The following is a 13901-nucleotide window of genomic DNA, read 5'->3' on the forward strand; positions in this document are numbered from 1 at the left end:
GAGTAGCGTCCCCGCCATAAAATTGCATTCAGACCCGGAAAATACGGCAAACCCTTTCCGCAAGTCTTGCCCACTGGGCTGCAACCGGACTCTACAGAATCCGTTTATTATCATTTATTTCATTATCTTACGTTACTTTTTCCAACTATGGCACGGAACTGGCTTAACAATCCTCAGGCATACCAATCGATTGTCCGGCTGTTCGCAGTGAATTGCGGTGGCGAGGACCAAAAGCAACGAGGAGAATAGACATGCCTCAAATTATCAATACCAACATTGCTTCACTCAACGCCCAGCGCAATCTCAACGCCACGCAAAGCGAGGCCAACGTTGCTTTGCAGCGCTTGTCTTCCGGTCTGCGAATCAACTCCGCTAAAGATGATGCGGCCGGCCTGGCCATTTCTGAACGTTTTCAGTCCCAGATCACCGGTCTGAACATGGCCCAGCGCAATGCCAATGATGGCATCTCCCTGGCTCAGACCACTGAAGGTGCCCTCGACGAGATCACCGCTAACCTTCAGCGGATTCGTGAACTCGCTGTTCAGTCCGCCAACGCGTCCAACAGCCCTTCGGATCGCCAGGCACTGAATGCCGAGGTTCAGGAACGCATTCAGGAGATCAACCGGATTGCAGCCCAGACCTCCTTCAACGGTCTGAAGATCCTCGATGGCAGCCTGCTGACCCAGACCTTCCAGGTTGGCGCCAACGCCGGTGAGACTATCAGCGTTTCTGGGTTTGATGCCCGGGGTTCACAGCTCGGCTCCACCATCAACCAGTCGACAGGCCTGTTGGCCCTGACGGACGGTACAGACACACTCCAGACCATCTTTGATGAAGGCCGCACTGTCGACATCGCATTCGCGATCACTGGCATCGATGGCACGGTGACCAACGTGAATGTGACTGCTGCCGGCTCGCTTCAGGACGTTCTGGGCCAGATCAACGCGCAATCTCCTACCACCGGCGTTGAAGTCAACATGAATCGGAGCAACGATGAGTTGATTTTTTCATCCCAGTTCGGAGAGGACTTCTCAGTTGACATTACGCCTGCCGGTGGCGGCACGCTGACTGTCGCAGCAACAGCCGCTGCCAATACCGTCTCGGCCAACGATACCGACATCTCCACTCAGGACGGTGCAGACCTGGCCATGATCTCCGTTGACTACGCGATCGACACCATCAACGGAATTCGGGCGGAGCTCGGTGCTGTTCAGAATCGCTTCGAATCCACCATCGCCAACCTGAGTACAACGGCAGAAAACCTGGCTGCGTCCAATAGCCGGATCCGTGACGCCGACTTTGCCGCTGAATCCGCCGAGCTGGCCCGCACCCAGGTGCTTCAGCAGGCCGGACTCTCGGTTCTGGCCCAGGCTAACGCCCGGCCTCAGCAGGTGCTTCAGCTGCTGCAGGGTTAATGAGTGAGAGCAGCTGATGTCGGATTACGCCTTTGGCTAATCCGACCTACGGTCAAGATCGCAGTAACTGCCGCAGCAGGATTATGAGGTGTCCCATGCAAGCCAAGCATCAAGTCCAGGTTTCCCGATCCACTCAGACCGAGGTTGCTCGCCTGCTCCTGCAGGCCAACCTCGCCTACGGCGAATCGAACAGCGGTGGCCTCAGCCACATCCAACGGCTGAAGGCCAGGCAGGAGTGTCGCGAATCCCTGAACGAAGCGCTGACCCTTGAGCCCGGGAACGCCGGGGCCCTGGGCCTGCTTGGCCGGGTGGAGCTGGACGATGGCCAGCTCGAGCGCGCCCATGCCCTGTTCAACGCCAGCCTGGACCAGCAACCGGGCCAGGCACAGCAGTATTGCAACCTTGGCTACTGGGCCCTCAAAACGGAGCGCCCGGCCCTGGCGGAGCAGTACTTCCTGCAGGCGCTGGACTGCGACCGGCAATCGGCCGCCGCTTTCTGCGGTGTGGCTCACGCCAAACGGCTTCAGGGCCAGTTCGATGTGGCCTACCTGCACTACCGCAAGCTGCTCGAGACCGGCGCCGATTGGGATTCCGTTTATAGCGGGATGCTGTCTTGTGCCCAGCACCTGAACGTCAACAAGGCCGACACAGCCCTCGCTCTGGATGCCATCGCCCTGTTGCAGCGAGACGGATTACCGCATCAGGAACTGGGCCGCTTCGTGGGCGCGCTTATTCATCAACAGTACGACCTCGACAACCCGGACGCGCAGATCTTCCTGAATGCCGCTTCTGAAGATGAGTTGCTGATCCTCGCCCTGCAGAAAACGTTGATGCCCAACCCGGCGGTGGAAGAACTGGTAACGCTGCTTCGCCGGGCCATCCTCGCTGAAGTGGCACAAACCGTGGAGCTGCGCGACGAACTGCAACGCCTGACACTGGCCATTGCCCAGTATACCGACAGGACCGGGTATGCCCTGGCCGCGGAGGACGATGAAACACGTCTGGTGTCTGCCATCAATGACAGTATCAAGGCGCAACTCGCCATGAACGAGGAACAGGACGGTCTGGTTGGCTCGCTGATGATCAGCGCCATGTACGGAGCCCTGTTCCACCAGAGCTTTGCCCCCCAGCTAGGCCAGTGGAGCCTGGTGGACTGGCCCCTGGCCTTGCAGCCGGTGCTCGCTGCCAGCTACTACGACCGGGCCGACGAAGAGGCAATCAAGCAAAACTTCGATGAAAAAGCTGAAGAGCTTTGCCTGGAAAGATCCGACGTGCCCCAGGCCTGGCCGGCCTGGTCGCAACTGGCTTACCAGACCGAATCCAGCCTGAAAATCCTGATGGCCACCGAACTCGGCCTGGCCACGGAAAACCTCCCGGCGACCCTGCGCATCATGGTCTGCGGTGCCCAGTCTGGCCAGCGCGCCATGGAATTGGCCCGCTATCTGGATGACGTGGAAGTGATTGCCGTGGACGAATCCCTGGCAAACATTGCCAAGGCGACGCGCATGGCCAACAACATGGGGCTGGATAACATTGTGTTCTGGCCCTGGTCGATCGCCCAGCGCTTTGTCGCGGACGGGCATCAAGTGCATTGGATTGAAGTCGGCCGCCTGCCCTCGCCGGCCATGAGCGATCTCTCGCTCGCCGCTCTGGTCAGCGAAGCGACAGCGGGTGGCGCGGTTGTGCACCTGCACACAGCCGTGAGTGAACAAACCAGCGGCGACCGTCAGATTCGCAGGCTGGTCAGCGAGCACCAACTACAACCGACCCGCCAGACTCTGCGTCAACTGCGCCGCATGGCGCTGGCAAACCGGCAGGACAGCACCTGGCAGGACCTTGTTGCGGACGCAGACTTTTACAGCCTGGGCGGCTGCCGGGACCGATGGTTCCGCCCACAAGACTCTGCGCAACTGAAAGAGTTGATGGCACTAGTCAGTAATGAAGTGGACTGGAAGCTCGTGAAAGCGCGCGACGAAGATGGCCACAGCCTCGCTACAGGCCCGGTGCAACAGCAGATCCAGGCGGAGGCACTGGGGAGTGAGGTGCAGAGTTTGATGGGGCAGAATCTGAGTGTTTATTTTGTGAAGCGACGGTGAGCATGAATCCGGGGTCAGAAGAAAAGTTCTTCTGGCCCCACCTTCAGATGTAGGGAATCAGAGACTCCCCATACAAATGCAAATCCTCCAAAATATGCCGCCGCTCTGGCGTCAACTCCGGATCCGCGGCCAGGCGTTGCAATTCCTGCCCAAAGGCTTCCAGTGATCGCCAACCCTTCTTGGGGTGCATCAACCTCTCACTGCGGAATTTCTCCCAACGCTCCATCTCCTCACCCTGAAGAGTGCCCGGATAGTTACGGGCGCGATAGCGGAACAGCAGCTCCTGCAGTCGGTCATCTTCAAAGTTCACGTCAATTTCACCGAGGGTTTCCACCGGCTGCTCAAGAACCCAGTTCAGCTTTTCACGGTCGGCCTTGCTGATAAACCCGCCTGCGTAGAGCTGCTCGTCGGGATCGGTCAGATCGCTCTCGTGGGGCTGATCAAAGGCCTCTGCGATTCTGGCGGGCAGATCAGGCGCCTTGCGCAGCCTGGCCAGGTTCTCCCTGAGGGTATCGCCATCGAGCTCCAGCTCTTTGAGACGCTCGGGCGACAGCGTCGACAGCATATTGGCCGGCGCCAGCACCGGGCATTTGTTGAGTTGCACGCCTTTCAAGGGGAAACGGCTGACGCCCTCCCCTAGCTCGGACTGGGCCGTGAATACGCGAGTACGAATCTCCTCGGCTGTCGCATTGATGAGATCACTCGGGTCTTCCCGAAGGTCGTACACAATCACCAGGTTCTTGTTGGTCGGGTGCTCGGCCACCGGCGCCACCAGGGCACAGCATCCACGGCTCGCCGGGTACTTCGCGGAGATGTGGAACACAGGCTTCATACTCGCGGTATCGAGCATGTTCCTCGCCGAGTGCTTGTCCTTGTTCTGAAGCACGAAATCAAAGAGCTTGGGCTGCTTTTCCTTGATCAACTTCGCCACGGCAATCGTCGCCTCTACGTCCGACATGGCGTCGTGGGCGGTTTCGTGGGTGATGCCGTTGGCGGCCGTCAACTCCTCCAGGCGGAAACTTGGGCTGCCATCCTCCTTGCGCGGCCAGTTGATGCCTTCCGGACGCAAGGCGTAGGTCAGGCGCACCATATCGATGATGTCCCAGCGGGAATTGCCGTTCTGCCACTCACGGGCATAGGGGTCCCGCAGATTGCGATAAAGGGTATGGCGGGTCACTTCATCGTCGAAGCGAAGGCTGTTGTAGCCCACCACGCAGGTTCCCGGCTGACTGAAGGCCTCGTTGATCTGGGCAATGAATTCGGCCTCGGGAAAGCCGTCTTCCAGGGCCTTCTGCGGCGTGATGCCGGTAATAAGGCAGGCTTCGGGTGATGGCAGGTAATCGTCTGCAGGCTTGCAGTAAATCACCAGGGGGTCTTCGATGATGTTCAGATCCGCATCGGTGCGAACACCGGCAAACTGGGAGGGCCTGTCGTGAACCGGGTCTACCCCGAAAGTTTCGTAGTCGTGCCAGTAGAACGAGCGGATCAAGGGACTTCACTCCTGCCAGGTGAATTACAAACAGGCAGGAGTTTAGCATTTAAAACAGTTTCGTCCCCATATCCTGCCGGTGGGTCTGCAGACGGTCCACGCCCTGGGTAATCAACTGATTCATGTTCACCGTCATGCTGGTGGGCAAGTTGATGAATACACCCTGCCCGGCGTTGATAACGGTAGACCCGTCCGGGCTCTGCCAGTCCACACCCTCGCGCTGGAAACCAATAAAGAAGTCGCTGGTAAAGCCAGTGGTGCCGTCGGTGTTTTCTTCGCCGACAATCAGGGATTGGAGCTGTGTGAGCGGCGCGCAATTGACGCCGTTGGCGCAATCTGCTGTTCCGTCATTGATACCGATGTGGCTGGCCCGGTAATCCGTCGCTACCGTGTTCTGGTCAAACAAGGTGGCGTCATAGACGTTTCCGGAACCATCGTCCAGCTTCAGTCCGATATTACCGCTGAAGCTACTCGTCAGCGACGACACCGAACCCCTGGCCTGAGCGAATCCCATCCGAAAGCCAGACAGACGGTCACCCTCTGTGGGGTCTGAAGCCAGTTCAATGTATGGTTTGATAGCCTCGAAGTGCACGGTTTCGCCGGCACTGTAACTGCGGCCATTGAACTGCACGCCGTCGGTTCGGGCAATGTGGCCCAATGCCAGATGTTGGGCGGCAAAGTCGATACCCTGGTCGGTTTCACCCACCTTTATGTTGTCCACATTCACGCGGGTTTCCACGTCCACGCCCAGGGTCATGCGTGTGAACTCATGATTGGTCCCCGGGATGTTCTCAACCTGCATAAATGCCTGCCCGGTCACCTCACCCATCGTGTCATCTGAAATGGGCTGCAATTCGGCCTGGACAACGGGCGCAATCCCCAGGCAGAACAGGGTGACGGCAGCGTATCCGTACGCTTGCTGTCTCATAATCTCGTGTCTCTGAAGTAGTGGCTTGAGTCAGTTTCCGACGCCCGACTCATCTGCGCCCCGTCGATTCTTCTGTTTTTTTGTTTTTCCGGGCGCAGGCAGCAGGTCTTTTCACTTTTTATTTGCCGCAAACACACTATAACCAAGGCATATCGGCCAATAGAGTGAGCCGAGTCACAATCACCGCTTACACTTCCGCAATAGATGAGCAAGTTTGAACACAGTCACAAACACAACTCCCTCAGAACTTACAGTGCCTTACGAAAGATTACGAATGATGTAGCTGACATGTACATAAATTAGCGCGCTGCTATACTAGGCGCCCAAATTTTGCTCACACCAACGGCCATTCGCACATGACCACCCGCATACTGATCTGCGACGACTCCGCCCTTGCCAGAAAACAGATGGCCCGCGCCCTGCCAGAGGGCCTGCGTGGAGAGGTCAGTTTTGCCAAAGACGGCGTGGAAGCCCTGGAGCGCCTGCGGGCCCAGAAAGCCGAGCTCATGTTCCTGGATCTGAACATGCCGGAAATGGACGGCTATGAGGTGCTGGAGCACGTGCGCCGGGAAGACCTGCCCGTCATGACCATCGTCGTGTCTGGTGATATCCAGCCGGAGGCCCGTGAGCGGGTAAAGAAGCTGGGCGCGCTCGACTTCATCAAGAAACCTACCGACACCGGCATTGTGCTCGATTTGTTGATGGAATACGGGATGTACCGCCCGGGCGAGTTGGAAGATGTCGCACTCCAGGACAGCAGCCTGAAAAGCTCGGGCAAGGCAGCCCCTGAAATCTCGGTGTCGTTGAATGACTACCTTCAGGAAATCTCCAACGTGGCCATGGGCCGCTCCTCGGATCTGCTGGCCAGACTGCTGCGGGTGTTCGTCAAGCAACCCATTCCCAAGGTAGCCTTTCTTGCCAACTCCGAGCTGCACATGGCCATATCCTCGGTGAGCGAGAGTGACACCTATTCGGCCGTCTGCCAGGGCTTTACCGGTGCCGGCATTGCCGGAGAGGCGCTACTGCTGTTTGCCGACGCGAGTTTTCAGGAGATGGCGGAGCTCCTGCACTACGAGGGTCTTGAGGGCGAGGCCGTCAATGTCGAAGTGCTGATGGACATGTCCAGCATCCTTTTCGGGGCCTTCCTGAAAGGCATTGGCGATCAGCTGGATCTCAAGCTGGGGCTTGGCCACCCGACCGTACTGGGGCAGCATCGGCAGATCAGTGAATTGCTCGAGCATCATAGCGCCCGAGAAGAGCAGCTGTTGTGCATTGAAATCTGCTACGCGCTGGAAGATCGCGACATTGAATGCGACATGCTGATCCTGCTGACCGAGGATTCAGTGCCCTTCCTTGAAGATCGCCTGCAGTACCTGGTGGACTGACCCATGACCATGAACGACGTAGAAGCGAACTCCTTCCACTGGCTGGTGGACATGATTGAATCGGTTGAGGTGGGCCTGGTGGTGCTGGACCTGGACTTCCGGGTGCAGGCCTGGAACGGATTCATGGAAAACCACAGCGGGATCACCGCCAGCAAGATCCGCAACCAGGTGTTGTTTGACGTGTTCCCGGACATTCCCAAGGCCTGGCTGACTCGCAAGGTAGATGCGGTGGCGCTGCTGAACACCCGGGCGTTCACCTCCTGGGAACAACGGCCCTACCTGTTCCAGTTCCGTAACACCCGCCCCATCACCGGAACCGAGGAATACATGTTCCAGAACCTCACCATCAGCCCTCTATCGGGGCCCACTGGTGAGGTGGAGAAGGTCTGCCTGATGGTGTACGACGTAACCGACATCGCCAGCAGCAAGATGGCGCTTGAGCGGGCCAACGAACAGTTGGCCAAGCTGAGCATGACCGACCGCCTGACAGGGTTGCTCAACCGGGGCACCTGGGAAAACCTGGTGGATGCCGAGTTCGAACGTTTCCGCCGCTACGGCCACACCACCAGCCTGGTGATGTTCGACATCGACCACTTCAAACCGATCAACGACACCCACGGCCACCTGGCCGGTGACGAAGTCATCAAACACACTGCCAGCCTGACCCGCAACGCCATCCGCCAGTCCGACAGCGCCGGGCGCTACGGCGGCGAGGAGTTCGGGATTATCCTGCCGGAAACCGATGCCGAAGGCGCACGGATTATCTGCGAGCGCATTCGCGAGACCATTGAGCAAAGCGTGGTGGAAACCAGCGTGGCGCCGATCCGTTATACCGTGAGTGTGGGCATTGCCCAGCTCACCGACGAGCCGGAGAACTACATGCAGTGGATGCAGAAGGCCGATGAGGCGCTGTATGCGGCCAAGGAAGGTGGGCGGAATCGGGTGGTGGTTGGATAAGGATTCAAGGATCGCCCCTCTCCCCACCCCCTCTCCCGCCGGGGGAGAGGGGCTAATAAGAAATAAACGCAAACTATGTCTCCCCTCTCCCCTGGCGGGAGAGGGGCCGTGGGAGAGGGGGCTGAAAATCAGTCCTGCTGCCAGCTCTGCACCGCTTCCTTACCGTGCTTCTCACGCCACTCGTTCAGAGTCTTGTGGTTACCACCGCGGGTTTTGACCACTTCACCGGTGTGGGGGTTCTTGTAGGTTTTCAGCGGACGCTTCGGGCGACTGCCGGTTGCTACATCGGCCTTGGCGCCGGCTACAGAAGGATCAATGGCCGTCAGAATCTGCAGCACGTCCTTCGGTGACTTGTCATACTCCTTCATCAGAGCGCGAACCTTGTTCTCAAACTCCAGTTCGCCTTTCAGAGCCTGGTCTTTTTCAAGCTGCTCCAGCTCTGCTGCAAGCTTTTCCATAAGCTGTTTCTTCTGGTAATAATCGTTAATCTTTGCCATGGAATTAAAACCTTATTCAAATAGGGGTTTTAAATACTGTAAAAAATCGAAGGGTATTGACTAAAAGAGTTGACTAAGAGTCACTGATGATATTAGTGAAATTATTCAAACAAAGCAAAGCTATTTATTTACGAAGCGTTAATAATAAAAAAGCCGGCTCAATGCGCCGGCCTTTAACATCTCTCAGCAGAATAAATCTACAATCGCAGATCTGCTTCACCGAGTGGCAGCACGCCTTTAAGGTCAAATAACACACCGCCGGGTTTCAAATATCCCCGCAACTCACTGGATGTTTTTTGAGCATATTCACGGTGGGGGACTGCAAGAAAAACAGCATCGTAATCACCGGTTCTCGGTGAATCAATCAGGGATATGCCATATTCCTCCTGAGCCTCTTCATTGTCGGCCCAGCAGTCGGTGACATCGACGGCGCAACCGAAGTCTTTCAACTCATCTACCACATCAATCACCCGGGTATTTCTCAAATCCGGACAATTTTCCTTAAAGGTGAGCCCCATAACCAGAATTCTTGAACTGGCGACAGCGTGGCCCTTTTTAATCAGAGCTTTGACCAGCTCGGACGCGGCGTAAGGCCCCATATTGTCATTTACGCGACGGCCCGCGAGTATAATCTCAGGATGATACCCGATGGCTTGGGCTTTGTGGGTCAGGTAATACGGGTCCACTCCAATACAATGGCCGCCTACGAGACCCGGCTTGAAGGGCAAGAAATTCCATTTGGTACCGGCGGCCGCCAATACTTCATGGGTATCGATTTTAAGCCGAGCGAAGATCATCGATAATTCGTTCATCAACGCGATATTCAAATCACGCTGAGTATTCTCGATAACCTTGGCCGCTTCTGCGACTTTAATGGAGCTGGCCTTATGAGTGCCGGCAGTAATAATACTGGCGTATAACGCATCCACTTCATCGGCAATTTCCGGCGTTGAGCCAGAAGTCACTTTCATAATGCTGGTAACACGATGCTCCTTGTCACCTGGGTTAATCCGCTCCGGGCTGTATCCGGCATAAAAATCCTGATTAAACGTGAGGCCGGAGATCTTCTCAAGTACCGGAACACAGATCTCCTCTGTCGCACCGGGATAAACCGTCGACTCATAAATAACGATGTCACCCTTCTTCAACACCTTCCCAACTGATTCACTGGCTTTCACCAGGGGGGTCAGGTCTGGTGTTTTATATTCGTCGATAGGGGTAGGAACCGTGACAATGTATATCTGACACTCTCGTATACTTTCCAGATTATCCGCGAACGACAAACCAGATGCCGCTGCCAACTCTTCTCTGGACACTTCACGAGTAAAGTCCACCCCTTCTTTCAATTCGGCTATACGCCGGGTATTGATGTCAAAACCAACAATTTCACGCTTTTCTCCAAACGCCGCGGCCAGTGGCAAGCCAACGTACCCCAGACCAATAACTGCAATCTTCTTCATGTAGCGTCCTTTTCAGGAATAAGTTCAAGCATGGCTGCTCTAATCTGATGGGATAATTATGTCTGCATTGAAACGGGATTGAAAACACCTTTTCAGTGCTTCTTTGGCACTCCGGTCGCCGTGCACTATGCGTATCTGTTTGGGAGTGGCAGGCACACCTTCGACGAAGCGAATCAAATCACTCTGCCCGGCATGCGCGGAATAACCACCCACCTGATGAATCCGGGCACGGATATTGAAACGCTCACCATCCAGTTCTACCCAGCCACCTCGGGGGCCATGCCTCAGGATATCCCGCCCCGGGGTGCCGGCAGCCTGGTAGCCGACAAACAACACGTCGTTGCGCGGATCCCCCAGCATGGCCTTAAGGTAATTCACGATTCTGCCCCCGGCGCACATACCGGAGCCCGCCAGGACGACGCAGGGACGATGGGAGCGGGCCAGGTAATCCACCGCATTCAGGTGATCTTCGTGGGAATTGATCACCGTGAGCTGCTCAAAGGAGAGCGGATGTCGGCCCTCGCCAACTCGTTCCAGAGCCTCTTCGTCCCAGAAAGGCTTCAAATCTCGGTAGATTCGCGTGAACTCGGCCGCCAGCGGTGAATCCACGATAATCTCCAGATCACTCCAGGGTTCACCCCCAAACTCATGTATGAGGCTCTCGATCTCGTACAACAATTCCTGCGTACGCCCGATACTGAAGGCAGGCACCAACACCGTGCCACCATCCTCCAGCGCATGTTCGAGTACCGCCTTCAGGCGGTAACGGCGGGTTTCGCGGTCTTCGTGGTCTTTGTCGCCGTACGTACTTTCAATCACCAGCCGTTCCGCACGCTCGGGTGGTTCCGGCGCTGGCAGCAAAGGCGCGTGAGGCGCACCGAGGTCGCCACTGAATACAATCCGCTCCTCTACTTCACCACATCGGGCATCGCATTCCACGTACGCCGATCCGAGGATGTGCCCCGCCCGCTGCAACCGCACCGATAGCGAACACTCACCATCATCGAACACCTCGTGCCATTCACCATAAGGCACCGGCACCAGCCGGAATCGAACCAGGTTCAAAACCCGTTCGATCAAGTCGCGGTCCCGGGTAAAGCCAATCTTCAGGGCGTCTTCCAGAATCTCTGGCAGCATAATGGCCGAAGGTTCGGAGCAGATGATCGGCCCCTCAAACCCGGCGGCCAACAGGTACGGAATGCGCCCCACGTGGTCGATGTGCACGTGGGTGACCACCAGGGCGCGGATATGGCCAATAGGAAAGTGGATGGAAAGGTCATCGGCGGAGGCACCGCGGCCTTCATCCTGGCCCTGAAACAGGCCGCAATCTATCAGAATGCCTGACGGACTGCCCTTTCCGGACAGGGTTAATTCGTGGCAGGAGCCAGTGACGCCGGTGGTGGCACCGTGGTGGCAAATACTGAACATAAAGAACTTCCATGTTTATAATACAACCCGCGTGATTATACAGGTTTACCCCAGTCCTGCGCCTACTTGAAACAACCGGCGATTCAAAAGGCACCAAGTATGCCTGTCCTAACCAGTAGCAATGGATCGCACAAAAAGAAAATTGAAACCTCCAGCAAACCGTGACATCTTCACGACCTGCATTTTCAGACAAGCCGAATAGAGACTCCTCGTGACATCAAACATAAGCCCGGCGGGCGCCTCCAAGTCCAAATTCCGCGCAGACATCCAGGCACTGCGAGGGGCAGCCATTTTGTTGGTGCTGTTTTATCATGCGAACCTCCCAGGCCTGGACTATGCGGGGTTTCTTGGCGTTGACCTTTTCTTCGTCATTTCAGGCTTTCTAATTACGGGCATTATCCGGGATGGTCTGGATGCCGGGACGTTTAGCTTTCTGACGTTCTATTTCAGGCGGGCCAAACGCCTGTTACCCGCCGCATTTGCGGTTATTGCGGCCGTTGTTATTGTCTCTCCTTTTATAATGACCGAGCTCGCCCTCAATGACCTGCAGGAACAGGTGTGGGGATCGTTACTTTTCATAGCTAATTTCGTTATATGGGATCAAACCGGCTACTTTGAAGCGGCTGCCGAAACCAAGCCACTGCTGCATTTTTGGTCGCTGGCGGTAGAAGAGCAGTATTACTTTGTGATGCCACTGATGCTGTTCTTCGTCCGAAGGCACGCCTGGTTTCGGGTTGTCGCTGCGATTTCAATTGCAAGCTTTGTACTAAGCGTCTATCTGGCTCCCAGATACCCCGATGCAGCCTTTTACCTTCCCCTTACGCGCATGTGGGAGCTGGGCTTGGGGTCAATGGCAGCGATTGCAACGATACCAACCCGCCAACTTCGCTGGATCTCACTTGCACGACTGCCCGCGGTTGCGTTGCTTATCATCGTGCCGTTCTTTCCAACCGGCCTCTCCCATCCGGGACTGGACGCGTTGCTCGTTTGCGGTGCGACATTAATCATTATTCTGGGGCAGACTGGTTCATCTTGGGAAACCGCCCTTCCCGTAAAGGCCATGGCCCGCATTGGTGATATCTCCTATTCTCTTTATCTGGTTCACTGGCCAGTACTGGTCTTTACGCGGGAGTTGTACGAGGGAGAGCCTCCTTTGGCTGCCATCTGGGTAGCCCTGTTACTGTCAGTACTGATCAGTGCAATGATTTATCGATTTGTTGAGGAACCCTTCAGAAAGTCTTCCCCTCGAAGCCGACGCAGATTCGTCGGCGGTTTAACAAGCTGCGCTGCCGCAATCGCCATCTCACCGGTCGCCGTCTCTGCGATGGCGGCGCCAGATCAAGACTTCGAACACATTCGCCGCACAAACTACGGCGTTGCTTTCGAATGCTCACTTAAGCCGAACGCTCCGTTTACCATCCATGACACCTGCATAACGAATGCCCCTCCCCGAGTTCTGGTATGGGGTGACTCCTATGCTATGGCTTGGGCTTCTGCGCTCATGGGCCCTCTTGGCGAGCTCGGTATGCAGCAAATCACAATGGGCGCTTGTGATCCGCTCTATCGTTTAGCACGCTTCTCACAATCATCAAAAAGCCCGTACAACCGTGACTACGCTCAGGCTTGCCTCGAATTCAATTCGAACGTCCTAGACTATGCCAAAAACAGCGATGACATTGAGATCGTCGTGATTGCCGGACGAATGCAGGCTCCATTAAGCAAATCCAATTTGTTGCTTACCCAAACTGAGACTGGCGGTTTCGAAGAGGTCGACGTCACCACTGATCGAGTAACAAAGGCTCTGGCGGCGTTAGCAATGGAACTTCATAAATCAGGAAAAAAGGCTGTATTCATTGCCCCTCCCCCTGCAGATGGCTCAGACATCGGAGATTGCCTGGAAAACAAGGCCCGGGAGAAACTCAGATTAGTACCGCAATCTGATTGCACAGTAACGGTCGAGGCAAATCGAAAGTATCGCGGCGCCGCACTCGATATGATGGCTGATGCCGCAGAGCTTGCTGAAGTCGAACTTCTGGATGTGTTTGGTTTCCTTTGTAAAGACGGGGTTTGCAGAACAGAGATTGATAAAACGATTCTTTACCGGGATTACAGTCATCTGACGTACGGCGGCGCGGCTCTGATTGGAGAACAATCGGACCTTGCACAAGACATCTTGACTAAAGCCCGCTGAAACTTATTTTTAAGGGCCATAATGAACGCATCTATGCCACCGGATTTGGCTTGCC

General features: G+C 56.0%; 10 protein-coding genes. 5 read left to right on the forward strand and 5 right to left on the reverse strand.

From position 1 onward, the window contains the following. Positions 1 to 251 precede the first annotated feature (251 nt). Together BM344_RS04550 and BM344_RS04555 are read left to right on the forward strand one after the other, a co-directional pair. A complete protein-coding gene (locus BM344_RS04550; protein ID WP_091986499.1) occupies positions 252 to 1415 on the forward strand; it encodes a flagellin in 1164 nt (387 codons plus the stop codon). Between the two features lie 95 nt (positions 1416 to 1510). Beyond that, on the forward strand, positions 1511 to 3511 hold the full coding sequence (locus BM344_RS04555) for a tetratricopeptide repeat protein (protein ID WP_091986502.1): 2001 nt from the start codon (positions 1511 to 1513) through the stop codon (positions 3509 to 3511). A gap of 43 nt (positions 3512 to 3554) precedes the next feature. Here BM344_RS04555 and sbcB read toward each other — a convergent pair whose 3' ends face one another. Then, on the reverse strand, positions 3555 to 5000 hold the full coding sequence (gene sbcB / locus BM344_RS04560; protein ID WP_091986504.1) for an exodeoxyribonuclease I: 1446 nt from the start codon (positions 4998 to 5000) through the stop codon (positions 3555 to 3557). Between the two features lie 49 nt (positions 5001 to 5049). After that, positions 5050 to 5928 (reverse strand): hypothetical protein, encoded by an 879-nt coding sequence (locus BM344_RS04565; protein WP_091986507.1) that lies wholly within the window; start codon positions 5926 to 5928, stop codon positions 5050 to 5052. A 356-nt stretch (positions 5929 to 6284) separates the two neighbouring features. Here BM344_RS04565 and BM344_RS04570 point away from each other — a divergent pair, with 356 nt between their 5' ends. After that, positions 6285 to 7313 carry a response regulator gene (locus tag BM344_RS04570; RefSeq protein ID WP_091986509.1) on the forward strand — a complete coding sequence of 343 codons (1029 nt, stop codon included), beginning with the start codon at positions 6285 to 6287 and terminating at the stop codon, positions 7311 to 7313. Positions 7314 to 7322: 9 nt separating this feature from the next. After that, positions 7323 to 8270 carry a GGDEF domain-containing protein gene (locus tag BM344_RS04575; RefSeq protein WP_375191763.1) on the forward strand — a complete coding sequence of 316 codons (948 nt, stop codon included), beginning with the start codon at positions 7323 to 7325 and terminating at the stop codon, positions 8268 to 8270. 128 nt (positions 8271 to 8398) lie between these two features. Here BM344_RS04575 and BM344_RS04580 read toward each other — a convergent pair whose 3' ends face one another. The 3 genes from BM344_RS04580 to BM344_RS04590 form a co-directional block, all read right to left on the reverse strand. Then, complete coding sequence (locus BM344_RS04580; protein ID WP_091986514.1) at positions 8399 to 8767, reverse strand: histone-like nucleoid-structuring protein, MvaT/MvaU family; 369 nt, start codon at positions 8765 to 8767, stop codon at positions 8399 to 8401. A gap of 197 nt (positions 8768 to 8964) precedes the next feature. Beyond that, the gene (gene tviB, locus BM344_RS04585; RefSeq protein ID WP_091986515.1) at positions 8965 to 10227 is read right to left on the reverse strand and encodes a Vi polysaccharide biosynthesis UDP-N-acetylglucosamine C-6 dehydrogenase TviB; all 1263 of its coding nucleotides are present in this window, start codon (positions 10225 to 10227) and stop codon (positions 8965 to 8967) included. A 39-nt stretch (positions 10228 to 10266) separates the two neighbouring features. Continuing rightward, positions 10267 to 11655, reverse strand: coding sequence for an MBL fold metallo-hydrolase RNA specificity domain-containing protein (locus tag BM344_RS04590; RefSeq protein WP_091986517.1), 1389 nt, complete (start codon positions 11653 to 11655; stop codon positions 10267 to 10269). A 211-nt stretch (positions 11656 to 11866) separates the two neighbouring features. Between BM344_RS04590 and BM344_RS04595 the strand changes: the two genes are divergently transcribed. Continuing rightward, positions 11867 to 13846: an acyltransferase family protein gene (locus BM344_RS04595; RefSeq protein WP_091986518.1), complete on the forward strand. Its 1980-nt coding sequence runs from the start codon at positions 11867 to 11869 to the stop codon at positions 13844 to 13846. Positions 13847 to 13901 lie beyond the last annotated feature (55 nt).

It is taken from the genome of Marinobacter gudaonensis (assembly GCF_900115175.1).
Classification (GTDB): Bacteria; Pseudomonadota; Gammaproteobacteria; order Pseudomonadales; family Oleiphilaceae; genus Marinobacter; species Marinobacter gudaonensis.